This window comes from Actinomadura chokoriensis (genome assembly GCF_041463665.1).
GTDB lineage: Bacteria > Actinomycetota > Actinomycetes > Streptosporangiales > Streptosporangiaceae > Spirillospora > Spirillospora chokoriensis_A.
This window is the reverse complement of the sequence record NZ_JAXCEJ010000023.1, coordinates 115,318-140,589: the sequence shown is the minus strand read 5'-3', so window position 1 is coordinate 140,589 and position 25,272 is coordinate 115,318. Positions and strand designations below refer to the sequence as shown.

Below are 25,272 nucleotides of genomic sequence, written 5' to 3'. Positions count from 1 at the left end.
GTGATCAGAAAGCTTAGACACCTTCATGATCACGCAGGCCGTGCCTGCACGCATCTCCAGCCCCGCAACCGCAGCAGCCGAACCGGACAATCAGGCCGAGACCGCGACTACTCCGGAGCCGTGATCGTGTGCGAGGCGGACGATCTCCGTCCATTGCTTCTCCGGGACGTTCAGCGCGTCGAGGATAGTGATGACGTCGGCGACGTCGGGGCGGCCGTGGGCGTTCTCTAGGCGGCTGATCTTCATGCGCGAGTAGTGGATGCGCTTGGCGAGTTCGTCCGCCATCAGGCCGCGCTCCTCGCGGAGCTTGCGGAGTTCGGTCGCCAGGCGCTGGCGGCGTACGTACGGGCTGACCATGCTGACCCCCGAGAAGCAAGAGCGTGACCATGTCACTACCCTGTGTACATGACCCGACGGATGCTCACAGGGGAAATGAAAGCCTGGTCAGGCCGAACGAGGTGACGTTTTCATATCGAACAGGTCCACAACGCTTTAGAGAACGTCAGCGGACCCTGCATCTCATCAACTTCCGTTAGGGCAGTGGCCGTGCCGCCCACTGTAGAAGATGCCCATTCGGTCGGGTGGCCGATGGTTTCGATGAGCTGTTCGCGCAGGTGGTGGCGCCGTTCTTCGGCCGGCGGAAGCCCAGGTTGCGGGCCTGGTGGTATCTGCTGGGCCTGTTGAGCGGGCTGGAGCACAAAACGGCTGGCCGCTGGCGGACTTCGCAGAGGACGCGCGGCCGGACGGGATGCAATGGCTGCTCAACCACGCCAAGTGGGACGCCGACCAGGTGCGGGATGCGTTGCGGCGGCAGGTGGCCGAGCGGCTCGGCGACGCCCACGGAGTCCTGGTGGTCGACGACACTGGGCCCTGAGAAGAAGGGCCGCCGCTCGGCGGGTGTGCAGCGCCAGTACACCGGGACCGCGGGCAAGATCACCAACTGCCAGATCGAGGTGTTCGCCTCGTATGTCAACCCAGACCGGCAGCGGGTACTGATCGACCGGGAGCTGTATGTGCCCGCGTCCTGGTTCGCGGATCCCCACCGGCTCGCAGACGTCGGCGTCGGTGAGCGCATGCGGTGCGCGACCAAGCCACACCGAATATGCGACAGAACCGTTAAGTGGACGCACCCCGCCGCCTTATCGATCACTAAATGCGGCTGGAGTATTAGGCGGCGTTTTGGAGTTTGGGGGGCGGTGGGCGGACGGGTTTGGTGTCGGGTGGTGCCAGGATGCGGTAGGTGTGGCGTCCGTCGGGGCCGGTGGTGATGTGGATTTGTGTGGGGTTGGCGTGTTTCCAGCGGTTATGCCATCCGCAACACAGGGCGAGTTGGTCGATGTCGGTGGGTGAGCCCAGGGCCCAGCCGTGCACGTGGTCGGTTTCGCAGAGCGTCCCGGGCACCTCGCACTCGTGGACGGCGCAGGTCGCATACAGGCTTTCGAGGACCTGGCGTTGCGCGGCAGTGGCGAACCGGACGCGGTGGCCGAGGTAGAGCGGCTGGTTCCCGCGTCCCAGGAGCAGGGGTGAGACTCCGGCGGCCAGGGCGATGCGGCGGGCCTGCTGGGCCGGCATCGGCGTCCCGTCGGTCAGCCGCGCCGCAGCGGTACCGCGCGTCAGGGTGTCCAGGTCGCAGATGACGGTGACCTTGGTGGCCTTGTGGCCGCCCGACAGCACCGAGTTCAGGGCCGCCGCCGTCCGCTCGGACAGGTCACGGTGGTCGTCGGTCCCGGCAGGTTTGGCAAGTGGCGCGAGGGTGCCGTCCCAAATGGCGGCGTCTTCGGCGTTCAGCCAGCCCTTGATGTAGCGGCCACCGTCCAGCGAACGCGTCGAGTCGATCCAGGACCGCTCATAGCCGCGCCGTGTGTCGGTGTCAGGGGCCTGCTCACGCCCGTCCCGTTCAGCGATCACGTCGCGGATGCGGCGGCCGAAGGAGGCGACCTTTCCGGCGGAGAAGCCTTGGCCGACCATGTCCAGCAGGATGTCCTCGGCGGCAGCGCAGTCGTGGTCGTCCAGACGGGTGACGGCGTCGGCGATGGTGGCGGCGTAGCCCGTGGACAGCTGGCCGGCGGCCCAGCGGCTCGACACATCTGTGAGGCGGTGCCGCTGCCGCGCCAGCGTCAGCCGTTCTTTGGCGCGAGCTTCGCGCATCCCGAGCCGGGACCGCAGCCACGCCCGCGTGGACGGGTACCCCCACCGCTGCACTTCCCGGCCGGCGTCGACGACGCCGATGAGTCCGCTGAGGGCGGCTTCTTGCATGTCACCGGTGGCGGCGAGGGTCTCGGCGAGTTGGATGCAGGCCGGTGCCGATTCTGGCGCGGTACGGCGGGCGAGTTCGGCGGCAATCGCGGAGGCGGCGTTCACCAATTCCAGGGTGGACGCCGCGTCCAGGTCGATCGCCGTGGAACACATATCCTGATTATATTAAATCGGGGCCGGACATATCCCCCGGCCCAACGATCCTGGAGCGCCAATACTGTCACCCTGTGGTTAGCTGAATCGTCGCACTCTCAAATTCGGTGGCGGACATGGGCATTTTGTGTTTCTTGTACGTGACACCAAGATCCTTTCTGGCTGGTGGTGGGGGTGGCGCGTCGGGCAGAGGGCAGGCGGAGCCTGCCCGGCGAAAAGCTGCGCTCAGGGGCCGTAGAGGCTCCGAAGTCAAGGGTGGGACGGAGTCCCATCGCGAAGCGACGCGAAGCGCCCTTGACTTTGGAGGGGCGGCCCCGTACGCAGCGCCGCCCCCACCACCCGAACAAACAACCAACAACAGCGCACCCCGAACACACCCGAGCCAAGTTGTCACCGATCCGTCCACGGTCATCGCAGGCGGTCGCCAGGCCATCGCGCAGTGGCCGGGTAGATTCGAACTTCACCGTCATCCTTGTAACGCACGAGCAGAATTGTCTTCTCCGGGCGGCGCCACCCAAAATCTGGGAAGACCTCGAGCTCTCCAAGTGCGGCTGGAGTATTAGGTCGACGTCCACCGCCCGTACATGCGACCGTCCCGCCTCTGCGTCTCCCAACGGGTGACTTGGCGCCTACCTTCACATGGCCAGCGCGGCGTCCACACGCCCCCTGGCGCGAGTCGGTTTCGCTCCTCATGGGGGCCGTCCTCGTGGGCTCCCGCGCTGAACGTGGCCCGTCGCTCCTTGCAGCCATTGCCAAGCCGCCATGTAGTCCGTCCAGGAAGAACTCGGCAGTTGGCTGGTTTCGGGATGGAGGTGTGCTTGGCAGGAGTGCGGATCGAGGCGAGCCGCCGCCAAGGTCCCCGCGCCGAGTCGGCCGTTGGCGAACGTGCGGGCACGGGTGGCTTGCGCCGGTAGCGTGCGTGTTTTGCCAAGGCGAGGGTGGAGAGGGCGAGCATGGATCAGATGGCGCGGGCCGGAGACCTCAAGGGGGAGCTGGTCAGCTTCGCCCTGTCCGGACGCTTCGACGGCGTGTTGGACGAGTTGGTCATGGACGCCTTCCCCGGCGGCGTCGTCAACGATGAGGGCGTCTTCGCAGCCGTCATTGAGGGTTTTCTGTTCAGCTACCGGCTCCCGAGCGGGTCCCGGGTGGTGGAGCGGTTCGTTGTCGACCGCCGTGACCTGGACGAGCGGGACCGGGCGCTGGTGCTTGGCTGGCTCGACAACGTGCAGGGCATGTTCGAGATCATCGAGCCGTACGGCGAGGACGGGGTCGTCGCCTTCAACCATGTGGACGAACTCACCTACCGGGTCCGCTCCAACATGGGAGCCGAAGGGGTCGAGATGCTCACACCGGGCACGATCATGATCGGCGGGATCGTGCCGGTGGGCGACGAGTGGATGATCAGCGGCACGCCGATGGCCTACGCCGCCGAGGAGGCCGACGCGGTCCTGGCAGAGTTGCCTGAGATCGTCCTGCGGGATCCGGAGCGGGTCTTCCGCAACCCGGAGAAGCTCGCCGAGGCCCGCGAGATGCAGGAGCAGCAGCGCCGGGCCTTCATCGACCTGTACGGCGGCGACCTGGTCGTCGTCCCCGGTGGGAAGGTCCACGAGACGCTGATGGCCGTCTACCGCCGCGTCTACGAGCAGGCAGGCAGCAAGGCCGGACCCTGGACCGATTCGGACCTGCCGCCGCTCCCCGAGGACTGGACCGCAGCGGAGAGCGTCGCGCTGATCTACGACGCCGAGGACGGGCTGGGCTTCTACGGCGACTATGCCCTCGCCCAGCAGGCCTTCGCCGACCCCGGCCTGATCAGGCGTCGCCCCTACCGCGACGTCATCTCGGCCTACCTGCGCGAGGAAGGGATCAGTCCCGTCCCGATCCGGCGGCTGGTGGCCGAGGCTGGCCCAGACGCCGCCGACCGCCTGTTCCAGAAGCTGCTGAAGAAGCCCGGCTTCTCATGGGAACGGGACGGAGAAGCCCTGCTGCGCAAATACCACGCCGACTGGTACGACAACCCGCCGCTGCCCCGGGTGACGCTCACCACGCGCGCTGTCACCCGGCGGTCCCAGGAGGCGAACCGCCGGTGAGTCGAAGCGGCTGGCGCCTCCTGTGACCGATGGGCGGAGTGACCGGCGCGGCTCACGCCGGACGGTCCGGCCCCGCGGCTCACGCCGGAGGGCCCGGCACGACATGCGCGCACGTTCTGTTCGTGAACGTGCGGGCATCACAAGCCCGGCTGGCCGACGTGCCGACGGTGGGCGTGCCGACGGTGGGCGTGCCGAACGGTGGGCGTGCCGACGGTAGGCGTGCCGATTGGCGGTCTGACGTGCGGTTCTCCCCGTGGTCGCCGGTGTGCGGTGTGACGATGAGCACGCACGATGACGACCCGGCTACCACGCGTTGAGGAAACCCATGCCGCATCCGATCTCCGTCCTCGCCGGCCCCGCGACCGCACAGCGCTGGCGGCGCGCCTTCCCGGGCGACGCCGTCCAGGCACGCGCCGCCCGCCGCCTCACCACGACCCTCCTGGACGGCTGCCCCCTGCTCGACGAGGTGCTCCTCACGGTCGACGAACTGGTGGTGAACGCCCTTCGCCACACCAAGTCCGGCCAGCCGGGCGGGACCTTCGTCGTCGAGATCACCCGCTGGGACGGGGCGGTCGCCGTCGCCGTCACCGACGAGGGCGCACCCTCCGAGCCCGCCGTCACCGACGCCGCCGCCGACGCCGAGTCCGGGCGCGGCCTGCGCACCGTCTCCCTCCTGGCCACCGGCTGGGGATGGTTCGGCAACGACCGGTCGCGGACCGTCGCGGCCCTGTTCGCCGCCACCCTGGGGGAGGCGGCGTGAGGGGCCGCGGCCTGCAAGAGCGGACCGTCGCCCAGGTGCGGTCCGCGATGGCGTGCGCGATGCGCGCCGACCCGCACGCCCTGGACCGGCTGGCCCTGGCCAACGCCGGAGCCCTCGACCCGCACAGCGCGTCCTTCGTCCGGAAGGCCCGGACGCTGACGCTCGCGACATCGGCGGCGCTGACCACCGTCCTCACCGCGCACCGCGCACCGCCGCGGCCGGGACGTCCGCGACCGCCCGGTCTGCATGGCCTGCGGCCTCGAACAGTGCCGGACGGTCCGCAACGTCTCCGACGTCCTGGCCGCCTACGGCATGTGCATCGGCCCGGTGGACCGCGCGGAAGCCTGGCGCCGCGCCGACGCCTGGTTCGAGCGGTCGGAGGGCCGGCCCGTCCTGCTCTCGGTCGAGTCGTTCGGCGAAGGCTTCGTCGCACGCCCCGGCCCGGAGGACTGCGAGAGCGTCCTGATCATCGACCGCCGCACCGGTGCCCTGACCCTGTGGCCCCCCATGGACACCGGCACCCTGGCGTCGGAGTACCACCGTTACAAATGCGGCACCATGTGACGCCCCACGGGACGGGACGGCCTCGGAGGGCGCGCATCGGCGGCCTCGGCCACGCCGTGCAGGCCCTCACCGAACCGCACCGCTTCTGAAGTCTGAGCCGGTAGCCCGCGAGACGTGAGAGCCCGCGCGGGCGCAGGCGAGGGCGAGGAGGGGGAGCAGCGTGACGAGTCCGAAGGTGACGAGCCGGATGCCGTAGTCGTTGACCACCGCGCCGATCACGCACGTGGTCAGGACCGCCGCGAGGGTGGGACGCAGCGTGGGCCACTCGCGCAGCGCGGCGTCGAGCCAGGGCGGGGAGAAGCGTCCCGGCCACGCGAGCGTCAGCACCAGGAGCGCGAGGACGAGCGCGGTTCCCCAGGCGACCGGGCCGCCCGCCAAGGATCCCAGCGCGTAACCGGCCTTGCGCTCGACGAGATCCCATGCCTGCCCGTCGAGCACCTCCTGGACGAAGCGTCCGGCGTGCGTGCGGGAGGCCGGCGGGCGCAGCCAGTCGGCGACGCCCACGGCCGCGACCACCGTCACCGCCCCGGCCCCGACGGCGGCCAGCCGCACCGGAGTCAGCCGCACCCCGGCGATCGCGAGGGCCAGGACCGCGACGCCCGGGATCAGGGCCAGGCCGCCGCCCACGTCGGCGCCCCAGCCGGGCCAGGTGTCGACGGCGACCGCGACGGTGCCGATCGCCGCGACCGCGACGGTCGCCGCGCGGCGCCGCCCGCGGGAGGCCAGTTCGGCCGCGGCGGCTCCGGCGAGCACCAGCGCGGCGACGGAGAAGACGGCGAAGGTGGAGTTGCCGAACCCGTAGTACCGGCCGCCGTACAGCGCGGACGGGCCGAACGGGCTCGCACGGTGCAGCAGCGTGCCGGTCGCCGCGTCCACGACCAGCACGGTGAAGGTGAGCAGGCTGACCGCCAGGGGCGCGTGCCAGAGCGGGCGTGCCGGCAGCAGCGCCACCGGGACGGCCGCCACCGCGACGGTGGCGGCCAAGGCGCCCCAGAGGGACGCGTCCAGGAACGGGCTGTGCCACCACCGCGTCAGCGACACCAGATACATCGACACGGGCAGCACCGAGAACGGGAGCGTCGCGCCGGCGAAGGCCCGCCGCCACCTCTGGGACGAGCGGCGCCACCCGATCGCGGCCGCGGCGAACAGCACGAGCTGCGCCGCCGCCACCACGAGGAGGAGCCGGCCCGCCCAGCGGCGCAGCGTCTGGTCGGTCGTGGTCACGGCCCCGAGCTCGTGGACGGTCCGCGTCGGGTCGGAGGGACGCGCCCGCCCGAGGGAGATCGGCGCGCCGCTGAACTCCGCCGGCTCGGGGGCGCCGACCGCGTCCAGGACGGTGCTGGGGACGTCCAGCAGCCGGTCGACCCCGCCCCAGCGGGTCGAGGTGACCGTCAGCAGCGCCGGCCTGTCCCGGGAGGCGGTCACCGGCCCGCGGACCATGCTCACCGCGAGGTGCGGGGTCCCGCCGGGCGGCTCGGTGACGCCCTGGACCAGCACGGTGACGTCGCCGCCGAGGCGCTGCAGCACCCCGCCCGCGAACGCGTCGATCCGCGCCAGCGAGTTCAGCCGGCCGGATCCCGACTCCACGACCTGGCCGCCGTCGATCACCGTGACCGGGCAGCGGAGCGCGGCGTCGTTGACCGTGGCGCTGTAGCGCCCGACGGTCCCGTCCGGGCGCGCGAGGGCGATCGCGGCACCGGGGCCGATGGCGGTCTCGCAGCCCTCGTGCTCCGACAGCGCCTTGCCGAGCGTCCCCGGCCGCGGTGAGAACTCCGAGCGGCGCTGGGCGTCGACGAGCCGGTCCCACCGCGCCACGCGCGGCCCGGCGGCGGTGTCCCGGACCGGCGGCAGGGGAAGGCATGCGCCCTCGTCCGTGCGCGGGCCCACGCTCGCCTGGCCCGCCGACAGCGACAGCCAGCCGTCGGACGCGCACGCGGAACCGCCGGTCGTGCGCACGGTGGCGGCGCCCGCCGCGGCGCCGCCGGTGAGCAGCCGCCACAAGCGGGGGGTCTGATCCGCGCGGATGTCGCCCCACGCCAGCCCGGCGACACCGATGACCACCACCGGCGCGCGGACCGGGCGGACGTCCGCGCCCGAGCGCCCCGTGATCTGCACCACCGCCGAACCGATGACCAGGCAGACGAGCACGGCCGACCATCCGACCGCGATCGCGCCGCGTCTCCCCGCACTGTTGATCACATGCGCCAGGATCCAGCCCCCGGCCCCGACCGGCAACCGAATGCGCCGATCTTGCCCGGGGGACGTTGGGACGGCCGGAGTCCGGGCGTCGGCTGCCCGCGCGGGTCAGCGCGGCTGGCAGGTCGGGCACCACACCGTCGTGCGGCCGGAGAGGCGGCGGGCGGACAGGGGGGTGCCGCAGCGGGGGCAGGCGCCCTCGGGGTCGTCGCGGGCGCCGGTGAGCCAGGTGTCGCGCGGCGGGACGCGCTCGGCCTCGACCGAGTCGCGCAGGACGCGGCGCATCGCGCGGTGCAGGGCGGCGAGTTCGGAGGCGTCCAGGTCACCGGCGGTGCGGAGCGGGCTGATCCGGGCGCGCCAGCAGATCTCGTCCGCGAGGAGGTTTCCGAGGCCCGCGATGACCGACTGGTCGGTGAGCGTGGGCTTCAGCCGCCCGCGGCGGTGTGACAGAAGGCCGGCGAGCTCGCCGCGGGACACCCGCAGGGCGTCCGGGCCGAGGCCTTCGAGCACGTCGGCGGCCCGCTCGGCGTCGGTCAGGCGGACGCCCTGGAGTTTGCGCATGTCGCGGTAGCGCAGCTCGCCGCCGCGCAGACCCCAGACGACGCGGTCGTGCCGGTGCCGCGGCTCGTCCGCCGGGTGCCAGGAGAGCGAGCCGGTCATGCCGAAGTGCAGGAGCAGGACGGGGCCGCCGGCCGGTGCGAGGAGCCACTTGCCGTGCCGCCGCGGCTCCTCGAAGCGGCGGCCCCGCAGCGCCGCGGACAGCCGCCGGGCGGTCACCCCGCGCAGGACGCCGGCGTCCAGCACCGACACCGAGACGATCGGCTCGCCGGTGTGCTCGGCGAGCACCCGGCGGAAGCCCTCGACATCGGGGAGTTCCGGCATGGCGGGTTCCTACCCGCCATGCCGGAGGATCAGCGGGGGACGACGTACGGGGCGATGCTGGAGAGCTTCTCGCAGGTCTCCTCGTACTCGCGGTCGGGGGTCGAGGCGCTGACGATGCCGGCGCCGGCGCGGAGCCAGGCCCGGCCGTCCTCGCTGTAGAGGGCGCGCAGGACGAGGGCCGAGTCGAGGGCGCCGTCGTGGGAGGCGGTCACCACGGCGCCGGAGTACATGCCCCGGCGGCCCTCCAGGCGGGTGATGGCCTCGACCGCGTCGGGCTTCGGGATGCCGGACGCGGTCACGCCGGGGAACAGGGCGTCCAGGGCGTCCCACGGCGAGCGGCCCGGCGCGAGGACGCCGGAGGCGCGCGAGCCGAGGTGCTGGACGCTGCCCCGCTCCTTGACGGTCATGAAGTCGGTGACCTGGACGGTGGCCGGATCGCAGACGCGGTGCAGTTCCTCCAGCGAGGTGCGGACGGAGACGGCGTGCTCGAAGACCTCCTTCGGGTCGTTCTCCAGTTCGCGGCGGGTGCGGGCGTCGGCCTCGGCGCCCGCCCCGAAGGCGCGGGTGCCCGCGAGCGGCTGGGTCATGACGCGGCCGTCGGCGTCCACGGTCGCGAGGACCTCGGGGCTGAAGCCGGCCGCCTGGAGGCCGCCGAGGTCCAGGAGGAACGACCGCGCCGGGGTGTTGGCCTCGCGTCCGCGCGCGTAGGTCGCGACGACGTCGACGGAGTGCGGGACGTCCAGGCGGCGGGACACGATGACCTTCTGGTAGCGGCCCTCGTGGATCTCGGCGACGGCCGCGGCGACCTTGGCGCGGTAGGCGTCCCCGTCGACGCGGACGTCGACGGGGGAGGGGACGCCGGCGACCGGGGCGGCGTCGGCGAGGAGCCCGGCGACCCGCTCGGCGCCTTCGCCGGTGATGCGGGCGCGGCCGTCGGCGACCCGGACCTCGGTGCAGGGGACGATCAGGTGGGCGAGGCGGCCGGTGGGGCGGGGCACGGCGAACTCGAACGCGATCCAGCCGTAGGCGTTCCAGGCGGGGATCGGCGAGCCGGCGAACGCCTCGCGGAGCGCGTCGGCGGGTCGGCCCGACCACGGGCGGGCGGCGAGGGGAAGGCCGGGCCAGCGGACGTGGACGGCGTCGGCGTCCAGGACGACCTCGCCGAGCGTGCCGCCCGCGAACGTCCAGGAGCCGGGCCGCTCGTACACGACGTAGTCGCCGAACAGGCCGGAGCCGGCCAGCCGGGCCATGACGGCGAGCGGCTCCGCGGCGCATTCCAGCACGAGCTCCGTGGGTTTCGCATCAGTGCGCAGACCGATGGACAAGGCAGCCAACTCCCTTTCGCGACCGGAAAGATCAAGTTAGGTAAGGCTAACCTTGTGCGCTCACCATAGGCAAGGCTAACCTAACCGCGATCATGGAGTCGGACGGAAGAGCGGGCGTGCAGACGACGACGGAGCGGCGACGCGAACTGATGCGGCGGATGATGGCCGAGGCCGGGCTGGGCTCCGGCTCCGCCGGGATCCCACCCCGCGGATCGGACGGGCCGGCGCCCCTGTCCTACGCGCAGCAGAGCATGTGGCTGCACCACCGCACCTTCCCCGGCAGCCCCGCCTACAACGTGTGCCTGCTCGTCCGCATGTCAGGGCCGCTCCAGACCGGCGCCCTCCGGGAGGCGCTGCGCGGGCTGATCCGGCGCCACGCCGTCCTCCGCACCACGTACGCGGACGCCGCGGGGGACGGGGCGGTGCAGATCGTCACAGCGGACGACTCGCTGGAGCTCGCGCCCCGCGACTGCGAGGACGCCGACGCGCGGGCGGCCGAACTGGCGGCCATGCCGTTCGATCTGCGCGGCGAGCGCCCGATCCGGCTCGAGCTGCTCAGGCTCGGCGAGGACGAGCACGCGCTGGTCCTCGTCGTCCATCACATCGCGTGGGACGGGATGACGTGGGGTTCGCTGTCGCGCGACCTTTCGGCCCTCTACCGCGCCGCCGTCGCCGGGCGGCCGGACGGGCTGCCGGCACTGGACGTCCAGTACGCCGACTACGCGGAATGGGAGCAGCGGCGGCCCGTCGACGAGGCCGACCTCGCCTACTGGCGGGAACGTCTCGATCCGCCGCCCGCCCCGCTCGACCTGCCCGCCGACCACCCGCGCGGCGCCGCCGTGGACGAGCGGGGCGGACGGCGGGCACGCCGCTTCGACGATGCGGTGACCGAGGGGATGCGCAAGCTCGCCGCCGAGGAGAACCTCACCCCGTACACGGTGATGCTCGCCGCGTACGCCGTCCTGCTGCACCGCTACACCGGCGCGGACGACGTTGCGATCGGGTCGGCGGTGATGAACCGGGAGCACGCCGAGGTCGAGCGGCTCGTCGGCAACTTCGGCAACACGCTGGTGCTGCGCACCGACCTGTCGGGCGCGCCGACGTTCCGGGAGGCGCTCCGGCGCACCGGCCGGACGGTCGCCGAGGGCTTCGCGCACCAGGCGCTGCCGTACGACCGCATCGTCCAGGAGCTTCGCCCCGCGCGGGGACGGGGGCGGTCGGCGTTCTTCGACACGATGCTCCTCTTCCTCGCCCAGGAGATCGGCGAGCTGGACCTGCCCGGCATCACCTCGACCTGGACGCACGTCCACAACGGCACCACGCATTTCGACCTGTCGCTGGAGGCGTTCGTCCGCCCGCAGGGCATGACGGTCGAGGCCACGTTCCGCCGCGAGCTGTTCGACGACGAGCGCATCGACGCCCTGCTCGTCCACCTGGAGACGCTCCTCAGCGACGCGCTGGCCGATCCCGACCGCCCGATCGGCGCCCTGGAGGTCATGGGCGTGGACGAGCGGGTCCTGATCGCGCAGGCCAACGCCACCGACCACCCGATGCCAGGCACGAACGTCGTCGCGCTGTTCGCGGAGCAGGCCGCCCGCACCCCCGGCGCGACGGCCGTCCAGGCCGGGGCGCGGCGGCTCACCTACGCCGAACTGGACGAGCGGTCGTCGGCGCTCGCGGCGGAGCTGCGGGCCCGCGGCGCGGGCGCCGAGAGCGTCGTCGCGCTCGCGCTGCCCCGCACGCACGATCTCGTCGTCGCGCTGCTCGGCGTGCTGAAGGCGGGCGCCGCGTACCTGCCGCTCGACCTCGACCATCCCGCCGACCGGCTCGCCTACATGCTGGACGACGCCCGGCCCCTCTGCACGATCGTCACGCCGGAGACCGCGCGGATCCTCCCGGACGCGGCGCCCCTCCTCGTCCTCGACGGCCCGCCGGCGCCGGCCACCGCGCCGGCCACCGCGCCGGCCACCGCGCCGGCCACCGCGCCGGCCACCGCGCCGGCCACCGCGCCGGCCACCGACCAGCTCGCCTACGTCATCTACACCTCGGGCTCGACCGGTCGCCCGAAGGGCGTGGCGATCCCGCACGGCGCGCTGGCGAACTTCCTCCTCGCGACGCGCGCGCAGCTCGGCCTCGGCGCCGGGGACCGGCTGGTCGCCGTGACGACGATCGCGTTCGACATCGCGGCGCTGGAGCTGTTCGCGCCCCTGATCAGCGGCGCGACGGTCGTCCTCGCCGACCGGGCCGACGTCCGCGACCCCGCCGCGCTCGCCCGGCTGCTGGAGGACGCCACGATCGTCCAGGGCACCCCGTCGCTGCTCGGCACGCTCGCCCCGGACGCGCTGAAGGGGCTGCGGGTCCTGGTCGGCGGGGAGGCGCTGCCCGCGGCGCTCGCCGATTCCCTGGCGGGGACGGCGGCGCTCGCGACCAACATGTACGGGCCGACGGAGGCGACGATCTGGGCGACGTCCGCGGACCTGCCCGCGCGCGGCATCGGCGGCCCCTTCCGCAACACCCGCGCGCACGTCCTCGACGCGGCCCTGCGCCCCGTCCCGCCGGGCGTGCCGGGCGAGCTGTACCTGGCGGGCGCGCAGCTGGCCCGCGGGTACGCCGGCCGTCCCGCCCTTACGGCCGAGCGGTTCGTCGCCGATCCGTTCGGGCCGCCCGGTTCCCGCATGTACCGGACGGGAGACCTGGCACGCCGCGCCCGCGACGGTTCGATCGAGTACCTCGGCCGCACCGACGACCAGGTGAAGATCCGCGGCTTCCGGATCGAACCGGCCGAGACGGAGGCGGTCCTCGCCGCGCAGCCGGGGACAGCGCAGGCGGCGGTCGTGGTCCGCGAGGACCGGCCCGGCGAACCGAGGCTCGTCGGCTACTACGTCCCATCGGACGGCGCGGACGAGACGGCGCTCCGTGACGCCCTCGCCGGCGCGCTGCCCGAGTACATGGTGCCGTCCGCCCTCGTCGCGCTGGACGCGCTGCCGCGCACGGTCAACGGCAAGCTCGACCGCGCCGCGCTGCCCGCCCCCGAGGCCGAGGTGTCCGGGCGCGCCCCGCGCGACGCCCGCGAGGCGGCCCTGTGCGCGATCTTCGCCGAGCTGCTCGGCGTCGAGGGGATCGGCGTCGACGACGACTTCTTCGCGCTCGGCGGGCACTCGCTGCTGGCGACCCGCGTCGCGGCCCGGGCCCGCGCCGAGCTGGGCGGGACGCTGTCCATCGCGGACGTGTTCGAGGCCCCGACCGTCGCCGCGCTCGCGCCCCGGCTGGTGCGGAGCGACGTGGTGCGCGTCCGCGACGTCGAGCGCCCCGAGGTCGTCCCGGCGTCGGCGGCGCAGCGCGGGCTCTGGCTGGAGGAGCGGCTGCGCGGCCCGTCCGCGTCCTACGCGCTCCCGCTCGGCCTGCGCCTCCACGGCCCGGTGGACGAGGACGCCCTCGACGCCGCGTTCGCCGATGTGGTCGCCCGCCACGAGGCGCTGCGCACGCTGCTGGTCGAGGGGCCGGACGGCCTTCCCGTCCAGGACGTCCAAGGGCCGGACGCCCGCGTGCGCCTCACCGTCGTCGACGCGCGGGGCGAGGAGCCGGAACGCCGCGCGGCGATCGAGCGGGACGCCGCCGCGCACGTCTTCGACATCGCACGCGACCTGCCCGTCCGAGGCACCCTCATCCGGACCGGTGACGACGACTGGTCGCTGATCCTGCTCCTGCACCACGCCGCCGCCGACGAATGGTCGTTCACGCCGCTGCTGGCCGACCTCGCGCGCGCCTACGAGGCCCGGCGGGACGGGGACACCCCGGCCTGGGAGCCCCTGCCCGTCCAGTACGCCGACTACGCGGCCTGGCAGCGCGAGGCCGCGCCCGATCCGGCGCCCCAGCTCGACTTCTGGGCGCGGACGCTCGCGGAACTCCCCGCGGAGACGGTGCTCCCGGTCGACCGGCCGCGTCCCGCCGAGGCGAGCCACCGGGGCGGGCTCGTGCCCTTCCGGCTCCCCGCCGCGGGGGTGCGGCGGCTGGCCCGCGACACCGGGACCAGCGTGTTCATGGTGCTGCACGCCGCCGTCGCCGCGCTGCTCCAGCGGTCCGGCGCGGGCGACGACATCGCGCTCGGCTCGCCCATCGCCGGACGCGCCGACGTGGACCTCGCCGACCTCGTCGGGGTCTTCGTCAACCCCCTCGTCCTGCGCACCGACCTGTCCGGCGACCCGACGTTCGCCGAGCTGCTCGACCGGGTGCGCGGCGCCGACCTCGCCGCGTTCTCGCACGCCGACGTCCCGTTCGAGCGGGTCGTGGACAGGCTCGCGCCCGAGCGCTCGCTGGCCCGCAGCCCGCTGTTCCAGGTGATGATCGTCCACCAGCGGCTGGACGACGTGCGGCTCGCGCTGCCGGGCGTCCGCGCCGAGCCGTTCCTCCCGGAGACCGGCGGCGTGAAGTTCGACCTCGACCTCTACTTCGCCGAGGGCGACGACGAGGTCGAGGGATTCGCGGCGTTCGCCGCCGACCTCTTCGACGCCGCCACCATCGAAGGGCTCCTGGACGGCCTGGACGAGCTGATCGCCCAGGTCACCGCCGACCCCGCGCGGCGGCTCTCCTCCCTCGGCGCCCCCGTGGAGCACCCCGACACCGCCCGCGAGTTCCCGATCCGGACCGCCGCCGGGCTCATCGAGGCGCAGGCCGCCCGGACCCCCGGCAGGACGGCCGTCGTCTTCGGCGGCGCCGCCCTCACCTACGCCGACCTCGACCGCCGCGCCGAGGCGCTCGCCGACCGGCTCGCCGCCGCCGGCGCCGGCCCGGAGGAGGTCGTGGCGCTCGCGCTGCCCCGCTCGGACGAGTTCGCGGTCGCCCTGCTCGCCGTACTGAAGACGGGCGCGGCCTACCTGCCGGTCGACCTCGCGTACCCGCCCGCCCGGGTGGAGAGGATGCTGGCCACGGCCCGGCCGCTGCTCGTCCTCGGCCGCGACGAGCCGCCGCTGGACGCGCCCCGCCGCGAACGGCCCGACGTCCACCCGGACCACCCGTCCTACGTGATCTTCACGTCGGGCTCGACCGGGACGCCCAAGGCCGTCGCCGGCACTCAGCGCGCCCTGGCCAACCGGCTCGCCTGGGGGGCCGGCCTCGCCGAGCCCGGGGTCCGCGTCGCGAAGAGCTCGCCCGCGTTCATCGACGGCACGACCGAACTGCTCGGCGGGCTCGCCGCCGGCGACACGGTCGTCATCGCCGACGACGCCACCGCGGCCGACGCCGTCGCGCTCGCCGACTTCATCGAACGGCACGGCGTGCGGCTCGTCACGCTCGTCCCCAGCCTGCTCGCCGCGTTCGCCGAGAACGGGCTGCCGCCGTCCGTCACCACCTGGATCAGCAGCGGCGAGGCGCTGCCCGCCGCGCTCGCCGAGCGGGTCCCGGCCCGGCTGGTCGACCTGTACGGGTGCTCGGAGGCCGCCGGGGACAGCCTCGTCGCCCGGCCCGGCGAAGGGGCCGGGGGACTGGCGCCGATCGCCAACACCCGCGCCCACGTCCTGGACGCCGCGCTCCGCGAGGTCCCCGTCGGGGAGCTCTACCTGGCAGGGGACGGGCTGGCGCGCGGCTACCTCGGCGACCCGGCCCGCACCGCCGAGCGGTTCGTCGCGAACCCGTTCGGCCCGCCCGGCTCCCGCCTCTACCGGACCGGCGACCGCGTCCGCCGCCGCCCGGACGGCGGGCTCGACTTCCTCGGCCGCACCGACGACCAGCTCAAGATCCGCGGGTTCCGGATCGAGCCGGGCGAGATCGAGGCCGTGCTCGCCGCGCAGCCGGGGGTCCGGCGCGCCGCCGTCGCCGCCCACGGGTCCCGTCTCGTCGGCTACGTCGTCGCCGGCGCCGGCGCCGACGCCCTGCCCGAGTCCCTGCCCGAGTCTTTGCCCGAGTCGCTGCGGGGGGCGCTGCCCGACTACCTCGTCCCGTCCGAGCTGGTCGTCCTCGACGAGCTGCCGCTGAACCCGAACGGCAAGGTCGACCGCCGCTCGCTCCCCGAACCGGGGCGGCCGAGCGGAGGACGGGCGCCGTCGACCGAGGCCGAGCGCGTCCTCGCCCGGCTGGCCGCGAGCGTCCTCGGCCGCGACGCCGTGGGCGCCGGCGACGACTTCTTCCGCACCGGCGGCGACAGCATCAGCGCCGCGCTCCTGGTCGCCCGCGCCCGCCGCGCGGGCCTGTCGTTCACCGTCCGCGACGTCTTCCGCCTCCGGACGATCGAGGCTCTCGCCGGGGCCGCCGCGCCTGCCGCACCCGCCGTGCCCGCCGCGGAGACGGCCCCCGCCCGGTCGGCGGAGCCCTCCGGCGAGCTGCCGCTCTCCCCGCTCCAGGAGGGGCTGCTCTTCCACCTGATGCTCGCCGGCGAAGGCCGCGACATCTACGTCCAGCAGGCCGTGGTGAAGCTCTCCGGGCCGGTCGACCCGGACCGGATGGCGGACGCGGCACGTGCCGTCCTGACGAAGTTCCCGAACCTCCGCGCCGGCTTCCGGACGGACGGCGACCGCGCCGTGCAATTCGTTCCGGACGACTTCGACGTGCCCTGGACGCACGCCGCCGTGCCCGCCGACGGACTCGAGGCGTTCGCCGACGCCCAGCGCGCCGAGCCGTTCGACCCCGGTGAGCCGCCGCTGATCCGGTTCGCGCTGGCCAGTCTCGGCGGCGACGACCACCGCCTGATCCTGACCTCCGAGCTGATCCTGCTCGACGGCTGGTCGGGCGGCCTCCTCGTCACCTCGCTGCTCGACTCCTACACCGACGCCGCCGCGGAGGCGGCCCGCCCCGTCCGGCCGTTCCGCGCGTTCCTGGACTGGGTCACCACCCGCGACAGGGCCGCCGCCGTGGACGCGTGGCGCCGCGCGCTGGACGGCTTCGACGAGCCGTCCCTCGTCGGCCCCGCCCTGGTCGACACGCCGGCCGACCTGGCGAACGCCGGCGAACTGCACCGCCCGCTCCCGCCGGAACTCGCCGAACGGCTGGACGCCGTCGCCCGCGACCGGGGCGTCACCCCGAGCACCCTCTTCGAGACCGCGTGGGGCCTGGTCCTGATGGGCCTGACCGGACGGGACGACGTCGTCTTCGGCGCCTCCGTCTCCGGACGCCACCCCGACGTGGACGGCGTCGAGTCGATGGTCGGCCTGCTGTTCAACACCATCCCCGTGCGGGTGGGGGCGTCCGCGGCGGACCCGCTGGCGGCCGTGCTCGACCGCGTCCAGGCGGCCCGGTCCGAGCTGTTCGACCACTCGTTCGTCGCGCTCGCCGACGTCCAGCGCGCCACCGGCCTCGGCACGCTCTTCGACACGCTGTTCGTCTTCCAGAACTTCCCCGGCATGCCGACCGACCGCGGCTTCGGCCCGGGCGGCGACCTCCGCGTCACCGGCCGCGAGGTCCGCGACGCCACCCACTACCCGATCACCATGGTCGTCGACCCCGGTGCGGGTCTCCGCGTCATGTACCGCGGGGACGCCTTCACCGAAGCCGAGGCCGGACGCATCACCGACCGCTACGTCAAGGTCCTCCGGCAACTCGCCGACGCCCCCGAGACCCCGTGCCACCGCCTCGACCTCCTCGTCGCCGAGGAACACGACGGGCTGCGCCGCGACTGGGCCGAGGCGAGGCGTCCCGTCCCCGAGCTGACGGTCGCCGAACTGCTCGCCGAACGCGCGGCCGCGCAACCCGACGACCTCGCGCTCGTCTCCCTGCCCGACGTCCGCCTCACCTACGGGGAACTGAACGCCGAGGTCAACCGCCTCGCCCGCCTCCTGATCGCCGGCGGCGCGGGCCCCGAACGGGTCGTCGCCCTCGCGCTGCCCCGCTCCGCGCAGATGGTCGTCGCGCTGTTCGCAGTCCTGCGCACCGGAGCCGCCTACCTGCCGCTCGAACTCGACTATCCGGCGGACCGGCTCGACTACATGCTCCAGGACGCCGCCCCGGCCTGCCTGGTCTCCCACCGCGACATCGCCGCCGGCCTCACGTTCACCGGCACGACCCTCGCACTGGACGACCCGGAGACCGCCCGGACCCTCGCCGGCCTCCCCGGCACCGACCCGTCCCCGGACGAGCTGCGAGGCTTCGCCCCCGGCACCCCGGGCCGGCTCGACCACCCCGCCTACGTCATCTACACGTCCGGCTCGACGGGACGGCCCAAGGGCGTGGTGACGCCGTACCGCGGCCTCACCAACATGCAGTTCAACCACCGCGCCAACATCTTCGACCCGGTCGTCGCCTCCGAGCGTCGACGGCGGGCCGGACGCCGCCTGCGCATCGCCCACACCGTCTCCTTCTCCTTCGACATGTCGTGGGAGGAGCTCCTCTGGCTCGTCGAAGGCCACGAGGTGCACGTGTGCGACGAGGACCTGCGCCGCGACGCCGAAGCGCTCACCGCCTACCTGCGGCGGCACCGCGTGGACGTCATCAACGTGACGCCCACCTACGCCCAGCAGCTCCTCGACGAGGGGCTCCTGGACGGCGGGCACCGCCCCCCGCTCGTCCTCCTCGGCGGCGAGGCCGTCCCGGCCTCCGTCTGGGACCGGCTCGCGCGGGCCGACGGCGTCCTCGGCTACAACCTGTACGGGCCGACCGAGTACACGATCAACACGCTCGGCGGCGGCACCGAGGACAGCGCCACGCCGACCGTCGGCAAGCCGATCTGGAACACCCGCGGCTACGTCCTGGACGGCTGGCTGCGTCCCGTCCCGCCGGGCGCGCCCGGCGAGCTGTACATCGCGGGCGCCGGCCTCGCCCGCGGCTACCTCGGCCGCGCCGACCTCACCGCGGAGCGCTTCGTCGCCGACCCGTTCGGCGCCGACCCGTTCAGCGGCGACCCGTCGGGGGGCGGCCGCATGTACCGGACGGGCGACCTCGTGCGCGTCCGCGAGGACGGCAACATCGACTTCCTCGGCCGCACCGACGACCAGGTCAAGATCCGCGGCTACCGGGTCGAGCTGGAGGAGGTCGAGACCGCGCTCGCCGCGGAACCCGGCGTCGGGCAGGCCGCGGTCGTCGCCGCCGACACCGGCGTCCCCGGCGTGAAACGGCTCGTCGGCTACGTCGTGCCGGACGGCGCCCGCGAGGGCGCCGCCGAGGAGCAGCTCGCCGAATGGCGGCAGATCTACGACGCCGAGTACACCGAGGTCGGCACGGTCGTGCACGCCGAGGAGTTCGCCGGGTGGGACAGCAGCTACGACGGCGCCCCCATCCCCCTCGACGACATGCGCGAGTGGCGCGAGACGACCGTCGACCGCATCCGCGCGCTGCGCCCCCGCCGCGTCCTGGAGATGGGCGTCGGCGCCGGCCTCCTCCTCACCCGCCTCGCCCCCGAGAGCGAGGAGTACTGGGGAACCGACTTCTCCGCACCGGTCATCGCGAAGCTCCGCCAGGACCTCGGCCCCGACTCGCCGGTCCGGCTGAGCTGCCGGCCCGCCCACGACACCGGCGGCCTGCCCGAGGCGTACTTCGACACCATCGTGATCAACTCGGTGGTGCAGTACTTCCCGGGGGCCGACTACCTGCGGGACGTCATCGCCAAGGCGATGCGCCTCCTCGCCCCGGGCGGAGCGTTGTTCATCGGCGACGTCCGCGACCTGCGGACGGTCCGGTGCCTGCACACCGCCATCCAGCTCGGACGCGGCGGCGGCGATCTGGAGGCGGTCGAGCGGGCCGTCCGGATGGAAAAGGAACTCCTCCTCCACCCCGCCTTCTTCGCCGCACTCGACTGCCCCGCCCGCGTGGACGTCCTCACCAAGCGCGGCCGGCACCACAACGAACTGACCCGCCACCGCTACGACGTCGTCCTCCGCAAGGACGCCCCGCCCGCCCCGGACACGCCGGTCGTGGACTGGAGCGAGCCGGACGGCCCCACCGCGGACGGCCCCACCGCGGACGAGCCCACCGCGCGTCCCGGAACCGGCGAGGTGCGCGCCGCGCTGTCGGCGCTGCGCGACGGGTTCCCCGGAGGCGTCCTGCGGGTGCGGGGGATTCCCGACCCGAGGTCGTCGGGTGAGGTCGCCGCCCTGCGCATGCTGCGCGAGGGGTCCTCCGCGGACGAGGCGCGGGAGGCCCTGTCCTCCGTGCCCGAAGGGATCGAGCCGGAGACGCTGCACGAGCTGTTCCCCGGCGTCGTGCTCACGCCGTCCGAGCGGGCCGGGTGCTATGACGCCGTGTTCGGCGGGGGCGCGGCGTTCCTTGCGGCGGAGCCGGGACGCGCGCCCGCCTCGTACGCCGGAAACCCGGTCGCCGCGCGGGATCACGGGGTGCTGGCCGCGCGGGTCCGGGAGGGCCTCAAGGCCCGCCTGCCCGGTTACATGGTGCCGAGCGCGATCATGACGCTGGACGCGCTGCCGCTCACCGTCAACGGCAAGCTCGACCGGCGCGCCCTCCCCGAACCCGGGCAGGACGGGCCGCGCAAGACCGGCCGCCCGCCCCGCACACCCGTCGAACGCCTGCTGTGCACGCTGTTCGCCGAGGTGCTGGACGCCCCCGGCGCCGGCATCGACGACGACTTCTTCGACCTCGGCGGGCACTCCCTGCTCGCGACGCGGCTCGTCGGCCGGGCCCGCGCCGTGCTGGGCGCCGAGCTGGCGATCCGCGACCTGTTCGAGGCGCCGACCGTCGCGGAGCTGGCCGGACGCCTGCACCGCAACGCGGGCGCATCGGATCGAGGACGGGCCCGGCCCGTCCTGGAGCCGAAGGAGCGGCCCGAGCGCATCCCGCTGTCGTCCGCGCAGCGCCGCCTGTGGCTGCTCGACCAGCTGCTCCGCGAGGACGACGGGCCGCGCGGCGCGTACCACCTGCCGCTCGCGGTGCGCCTCCGCGGCGACCTCGACCTCGCGGCGCTGGAGGCGGCGATCGGTGACGTCACCGCCCGGCACGAGAGCCTCCGCACGGTCTTCGCCGAGCACGACGGCACCCCCTACCAGCGGATCCTCGACCCGCAGGAGGCGCGTCCCGTCCTGGAGGTCGCCGCCGGCGCGCCCGAGGACGTGATCGCCAGACCCTTCGACCTGGCCACGGACATCCCGCTGCGGGTCGCGGTGTTCCCGGAGGGCGACCGGACGCACCTGCTGCTCGCCGTCTTCCACCACATCGCGTTCGACGAATGGTCGTTCGGGCCGTTCGCCCGCGACGTCGCCGAGGCGTACGCGGCCCGGCTGGACGGGGACGCCCCGGCGTGGGAGCCGCCGCCCGTCCAGTACGCCGACCACGCGCTGTGGCAGCGGGAGCTGCTCGGCGACCCCCTCGACCCCGGCAGCGTTCACGCCCGGCAGCTCGACCACTGGGCCCGCACCCTCGCGGGCCTCCCCGAGGAGATCCCGCTCCCGGTGGACCGGCCCCGGCCCGGCACCGTCGGGCAGCGCGGCGGGACCCTGACCGCCGACCTGCCTCCCGGCCTGACGCGGCGGCTGCGCGGCGTCGCTCGCGACGGGAACGCCAGCGTGTTCATGGTCTGCCAGGCCGCCGTCGCCGCGCTGCTGCACCGGACGGGCGCCGGCGACGACGTACCGCTCGGCAGCCCCGTCGCGGGGCGCACCGAGGAGGCCGCGCGCGACCTCGTCGGCTTCTTCGTCAACACGCTCGTCCTGCGCGCCGACGTGTCCGGCGACCCGGCGTTCGCGGAGCTGCTCGCCCGCGTCCGGGAGGCCGACCTCGCCGGGCTCGCCAACCAGGACCTGCCGTTCGAGGCGGTCGTCGAGGCGCTGCGCCCGCGCCGGGTGCCCGGACGCAACCCGCTCTTCCAGGTGATGGTCGGCTACGAGAACCAGGGCGTCGGCGACGTGCGGTTCCCCGGCCTGGAGCAGCGGGAGGCGATGTTCGGGCCGGGCGCGGCAAAGTTCGACCTGGACTTCATCTTCCGCGAGGGCCCCGGCGAACTCCGGCTGATCGTCGACTACTCCGCCGACCTGTTCGACCGGGAGACGGTCGCCGCGCTGGCGGACGGGCTGATCCGGTTGCTGGAGGCCGTCGCGGACGACCCCGGCGTCAGGGTCGGCGCGCTGCCCGCCGTGCTGACGGCCCGCGCCGTGACGCGGGAGGCGACCCCGAGGACGGCCCGCCGGGGCGACGACCGGGAGGCGCTGCTGTGCCGGATCTTCGCCGAGGAGCTCGGCGTCCCGGAGGTCGGCCCGGACGACGACTTCTTCGACCTCGGCGGCCACTCGCTGCTCGCCATGAAGCTCGTCCGGCGGATCAGGAGGGAGCCAGGCTGCGAGGCGCTGAGGATCGCGACGCTGATGGGCGCGCCGACCGTGGCGGGCCTCCTCGCCCGGCTCGGGCCCGCCGGGACCGGGTGAGGCGGCTCATATCGGCCGACCCATTGCAAAGTTAGGTGAGCCTAACCTAAGATCCTTGATCACAACCCCCGAAGAACTCTGCAGAACTCGGAAGGACACCGGTCCTCTATGCGCACCATGATGCGGAGCCTGGCCGTCACCGCCGCGCTCGTCCTGAGCCTCGGCGCGGTCGCGGCCTGCGGCGACGACGAGCCCGCCGGCGGCTCCCCCGGCGGCGAGGCCGCCGGGGCGTTCCCGGTCACGATCACCCACAAGCTCGGCACAACGAAGATCGACTCCGCGCCCAAGCGGATCGTCGCGCTCGGCGAGGTCGACCAGGACGCGCTGCTGGCGCTCGGCGTCACCCCCGTCGGCATGGCGGAGCTGACCGGCGTCCAGCCCGACGGCCTCGCGCCCTGGACCGCCCCCAAGCTCACCGGCGACAAGCCCAAGCTGCTCAAGGCCGGGGAGGCCGGGTTCAACCTGGAGGAGATCGCCGCCCTGCGGCCCGACCTCGTCCTGGCCGGCGGCGACTTCTACATCGACAAGGAGTACGAGAAGCTCTCCAAGCTGGTGCCGACCGTCGCCTACCAGACCGGCCCCGCCGAGGACTCCTGGCAGCAGATCACCCAGCAGGTCGCGAAGGCCGTCGGCCGCGAGGCCGACGGCAAGAAGCTCGTCGGCGACGTCGAGGCCAAGATCGCCGAGGTGAAGACCGCGCACCCCGAGCTGGCGGGCAAGGGCTTCGCGTTCACCAGCGTCTTCCTCAACGGGAACATCGGCGTGATGAAGTCCAAGGACGACACCAGCGTGAAGCTGCTGGAGCAGTTCGGCATGCGGCTGCCCGAGCCGATCGCCGAGCTCCCCGGTGACGGGTTCGCCGCCGAGCTGAGCATGGAGAAGATCTCCGTCCTGGACGTGGACGTCCTGATCAGCCACTACAACGACGACGCGGCCACGCAGAAGAAGATCGAGGGCAACAAGCTGTTCGCCGACCTCGGCGTCGTCGAGCGCGGCTCCTACGTGGCGCTCGACCTGAAGTCCTTCTGGCCGCTGCGCACCCCCACCCCGCTCGCCGTCCCGTACGTCGTCGAGCAGGTCGTCCCGCAGATCGCCAAGGCCGCGAGCGCGGCGAAGCCCGCCTGATGCCGGAGGAGCGGATACAGCCCCGCGTGCACGACGTGGTCGGGATCGGCTTCGGCCCGTCCAACCTCGCGCTCGCCGTCGCGCTCGCCGAAGAGCGCGAAGAGCGCGGGGAGCGCGGGGAGCGCGGGGAGAACGCCGCCGCCGTGGACGCGGTGTTCTTCGAGAAGCAGCCGGAGTTCGGCTGGCACCGGGGCATGCTGATCGACGGCGCAACCATGCAGGTCCACTTCCTGAAGGACCTCGTGTCGCTGCGCAACCCCGCCAGCCGGTACTCCTTCCTCGCCTACCTGCACGACCGGGGCCGGCTCGTCGACTTCGTCAACCACAAGACGATGTTCCCGACGCGGGCGGAGTTCCACGACTACCTCGAATGGACGGCGGCCGCGTTCGCCGACCGCGTCCGCTACGGGACGGAGGTCGTCGCGCTCCGCCCGCGCGACGACGAGACCCTCGAGGTCGTGGTGCGCCGGGACGACCGGCTGGAGACGCACCTCGCGCGCAACGTCGTCATCGGCGTCGGGCTCGAACCCGTCCTGCCCGAGGGCGTCCGGGCGGGCGAGCGTATCTGGCACACCGAGGACCTGCTGACCCGGCTGGACGAGCGCGCGGACTGGGCGCCGAACCGGATCGTCGTGGTCGGCGCGGGGCAGAGCGCCGCCGAGGCGGTCGAGTACCTGCACCGCACCTACCCGGGGACCGAGGTCTGCGCGGTCTTCGCCCGGTACGGCTACTCGCCCGCCGACGACAGCGCCTTCGCCAACCGCATCTTCGACCCGGAGGCCGTCGACCACTACTACGCGGCGCCCGACGACGTGAAGCGGATGCTGTTCGAGTACTCGCGCAACACCAACTACTCCGTGGTGGACCTCGACCTCATCGACGAGCTGTACCGGCGCGCCTACGCCGAGAAGGTCGCGGGCGCGCAGCGGCTGCGCATCCTCAACGTCTCCCGCGTCCTGGACGTGCGGGACGGCGCCGGGGGAGCGCGGGTCAGGGTGGCGTTCCTGCCCACCGGCGAGGTCGCCGACCTGGACGCCGACGCCGTCGTCTACGCCACCGGCTACCGCGAGCGCGACCCGTTCGACCTGCTCGGCGAGGCGGCCGGCGACTGCCTGGCCGGCCCGGACGGACGTCCCGTCGTCGAGCGCGACTACCGCATCGCCACCGATCCCGGCCGTGCGTGGGGCGTCTACCTGCAGGGAGCGACCGAGCACAGCCACGGGATCGCGTCGTCGCTGCTGTCCATGACCGCGGTCCGCACCGGGGAGATCGTCCGGTCCATCGCCCGGCGCTCCGCCCGCGTCACCCCGGTCGTCTAGAAGCCGGGCCCCTCGTCAAGCCCGGTCGTAGAGAAGAGAGCAGGGAGGCCTGATGACCAATCCGTTCGACGACCCCGACGCGGCGTTCCGCGTCCTCGCCAACGCCGAGGGGCAGCACTCCCTGTGGCCGGCGTTCGCCGACGTCCCCGCGGGATGGACGACGGTCTTCGGACCCGAGTCCCGGTCCGACTGCATCGGCTACGTCACGGCCAACTGGAAGGACATCCGCCCGCGCAGCCTGGCGGGCTAGGGCCGACCGACCCGGGGCGGACGGCGTTCCCCGCGCCGCCCGCCCCCCCGGTCCCTCCGCGCCGG

The 25,272-nt window shown here is 73.7% G+C and carries 14 protein-coding genes; 9 read left to right on the top strand and 5 right to left on the bottom strand.

The features are described from left to right. Window positions 1-90: 90 nt before the first annotated feature. Window positions 91-357, bottom strand: a complete 267-nt coding sequence (locus tag SM418_RS29680; RefSeq protein ID WP_371944232.1) for a helix-turn-helix domain-containing protein — start codon at window positions 355-357, stop codon at window positions 91-93. 391 nt (window positions 358-748) lie between these two features. Here SM418_RS29680 and SM418_RS37990 point away from each other — a divergent pair, with 391 nt between their 5' ends. Both SM418_RS37990 and SM418_RS29670 read left to right on the top strand, forming a co-directional pair. Beyond that, window positions 749-874 (top strand): transposase, encoded by a 126-nt coding sequence (locus tag SM418_RS37990; RefSeq protein ID WP_443098403.1) that lies wholly within the window; start codon window positions 749-751, stop codon window positions 872-874. Continuing rightward, window positions 864-1,268 (top strand): transposase, encoded by a 405-nt coding sequence (locus SM418_RS29670; protein ID WP_443098406.1) that lies wholly within the window; start codon window positions 864-866, stop codon window positions 1,266-1,268. The genes SM418_RS37990 and SM418_RS29670 overlap by 11 nt, the downstream gene beginning before the upstream one ends. Here SM418_RS29670 and SM418_RS29665 read toward each other — a convergent pair. Beyond that, window positions 1,168-2,409, bottom strand: coding sequence for an HNH endonuclease signature motif containing protein (locus SM418_RS29665; protein WP_371944235.1), 1,242 nt, complete (start codon window positions 2,407-2,409; stop codon window positions 1,168-1,170). The genes SM418_RS29670 and SM418_RS29665 overlap by 101 nt on opposite strands. Before the next feature lie 953 nt (window positions 2,410-3,362). Between SM418_RS29665 and SM418_RS29660 the strand changes: the two genes are divergently transcribed. The 3 genes from SM418_RS29660 (at window position 3,363) to SM418_RS29650 (ending at window position 5,820) form a co-directional block, all read left to right on the top strand. Then, entirely contained in the window at window positions 3,363-4,496 is a 1,134-nt protein-coding gene (locus SM418_RS29660) for a hypothetical protein (protein WP_371944236.1), read from the top strand. Window positions 4,497-4,821: 325 nt separating this feature from the next. Further along, a complete protein-coding gene (locus SM418_RS29655) occupies window positions 4,822-5,256 on the top strand; it encodes an ATP-binding protein (protein WP_371944237.1) in 435 nt (144 codons plus the stop codon). 246 nt (window positions 5,257-5,502) lie between these two features. Continuing rightward, complete coding sequence (locus SM418_RS29650; protein WP_371944238.1) at window positions 5,503-5,820, top strand: SUKH-4 family immunity protein; 318 nt, start codon at window positions 5,503-5,505, stop codon at window positions 5,818-5,820. A gap of 66 nt (window positions 5,821-5,886) precedes the next feature. Here the strand turns inward: SM418_RS29650 and SM418_RS29645 are convergent, their stop codons facing one another. The 3 genes from SM418_RS29645 to SM418_RS29635 all read right to left on the bottom strand — a co-directional run bounded on the left by SM418_RS29645 (window position 5,887) and on the right by SM418_RS29635 (window position 10,223). Beyond that, window positions 5,887-8,019: a hypothetical protein gene (locus SM418_RS29645; protein ID WP_371944239.1), complete on the bottom strand. Its 2,133-nt coding sequence runs from the start codon at window positions 8,017-8,019 to the stop codon at window positions 5,887-5,889. A 105-nt stretch (window positions 8,020-8,124) separates the two neighbouring features. Continuing rightward, window positions 8,125-8,898: an Fpg/Nei family DNA glycosylase gene (locus SM418_RS29640; RefSeq protein ID WP_371944240.1), complete on the bottom strand. Its 774-nt coding sequence runs from the start codon at window positions 8,896-8,898 to the stop codon at window positions 8,125-8,127. Window positions 8,899-8,927: 29 nt separating this feature from the next. Continuing rightward, on the bottom strand, window positions 8,928-10,223 hold the full coding sequence (locus tag SM418_RS29635) for a salicylate synthase (protein ID WP_371944241.1): 1,296 nt from the start codon (window positions 10,221-10,223) through the stop codon (window positions 8,928-8,930). 116 nt (window positions 10,224-10,339) lie between these two features. On the opposite strand from SM418_RS29635, the gene SM418_RS29630 reads away from it, so the two are divergent. The 4 genes from SM418_RS29630 to SM418_RS29615 all read left to right on the top strand — a co-directional run bounded on the left by SM418_RS29630 (window position 10,340) and on the right by SM418_RS29615 (window position 25,207). Continuing rightward, on the top strand, window positions 10,340-22,513 hold the full coding sequence (locus tag SM418_RS29630; RefSeq protein WP_371944242.1) for a non-ribosomal peptide synthetase: 12,174 nt from the start codon (window positions 10,340-10,342) through the stop codon (window positions 22,511-22,513). Between the two features lie 108 nt (window positions 22,514-22,621). Then, window positions 22,622-23,638 (top strand): ABC transporter substrate-binding protein, encoded by a 1,017-nt coding sequence (locus SM418_RS29625; protein ID WP_371944243.1) that lies wholly within the window; start codon window positions 22,622-22,624, stop codon window positions 23,636-23,638. Then, window positions 23,638-24,957 (top strand): lysine N(6)-hydroxylase/L-ornithine N(5)-oxygenase family protein, encoded by a 1,320-nt coding sequence (locus SM418_RS29620; RefSeq protein WP_443098404.1) that lies wholly within the window; start codon window positions 23,638-23,640, stop codon window positions 24,955-24,957. Before SM418_RS29625 ends, SM418_RS29620 begins: the two co-directional genes overlap by 1 nt. 52 nt (window positions 24,958-25,009) lie before the next feature. Continuing rightward, entirely contained in the window at window positions 25,010-25,207 is a 198-nt protein-coding gene (locus SM418_RS29615; protein ID WP_371944245.1) for an MbtH family protein, read from the top strand. Window positions 25,208-25,272 lie beyond the last annotated feature (65 nt).

What these genes read in the sequence shown, in the direction of transcription:
- SM418_RS29680 (WP_371944232.1), bottom strand. Translation starts at nt 357, where the DNA reads ATGGTCAGCCCGTACGTACGCCGCCAGCGCCTGGCGACCGAACTCCGC.
- SM418_RS37990 (WP_443098403.1), top strand. Translation starts at nt 749, where the DNA reads ATGCAATGGCTGCTCAACCACGCCAAGTGGGACGCCGACCAGGTGCGG.
- SM418_RS29665 (WP_371944235.1), bottom strand. Translation starts at nt 2,409, where the DNA reads ATGTGTTCCACGGCGATCGACCTGGACGCGGCGTCCACCCTGGAATTG.
- SM418_RS29660 (WP_371944236.1), top strand. Translation starts at nt 3,363, where the DNA reads ATGGATCAGATGGCGCGGGCCGGAGACCTCAAGGGGGAGCTGGTCAGC.
- SM418_RS29655 (WP_371944237.1), top strand. Translation starts at nt 4,822, where the DNA reads ATGCCGCATCCGATCTCCGTCCTCGCCGGCCCCGCGACCGCACAGCGC.
- SM418_RS29650 (WP_371944238.1), top strand. Translation starts at nt 5,503, where the DNA reads ATGGCCTGCGGCCTCGAACAGTGCCGGACGGTCCGCAACGTCTCCGAC.
- SM418_RS29640 (WP_371944240.1), bottom strand. Translation starts at nt 8,898, where the DNA reads ATGCCGGAACTCCCCGATGTCGAGGGCTTCCGCCGGGTGCTCGCCGAG.
- SM418_RS29625 (WP_371944243.1), top strand. Translation starts at nt 22,622, where the DNA reads ATGCGCACCATGATGCGGAGCCTGGCCGTCACCGCCGCGCTCGTCCTG.
- SM418_RS29620 (WP_443098404.1), top strand. Translation starts at nt 23,638, where the DNA reads ATGCCGGAGGAGCGGATACAGCCCCGCGTGCACGACGTGGTCGGGATC.
- SM418_RS29615 (WP_371944245.1), top strand. Translation starts at nt 25,010, where the DNA reads ATGACCAATCCGTTCGACGACCCCGACGCGGCGTTCCGCGTCCTCGCC.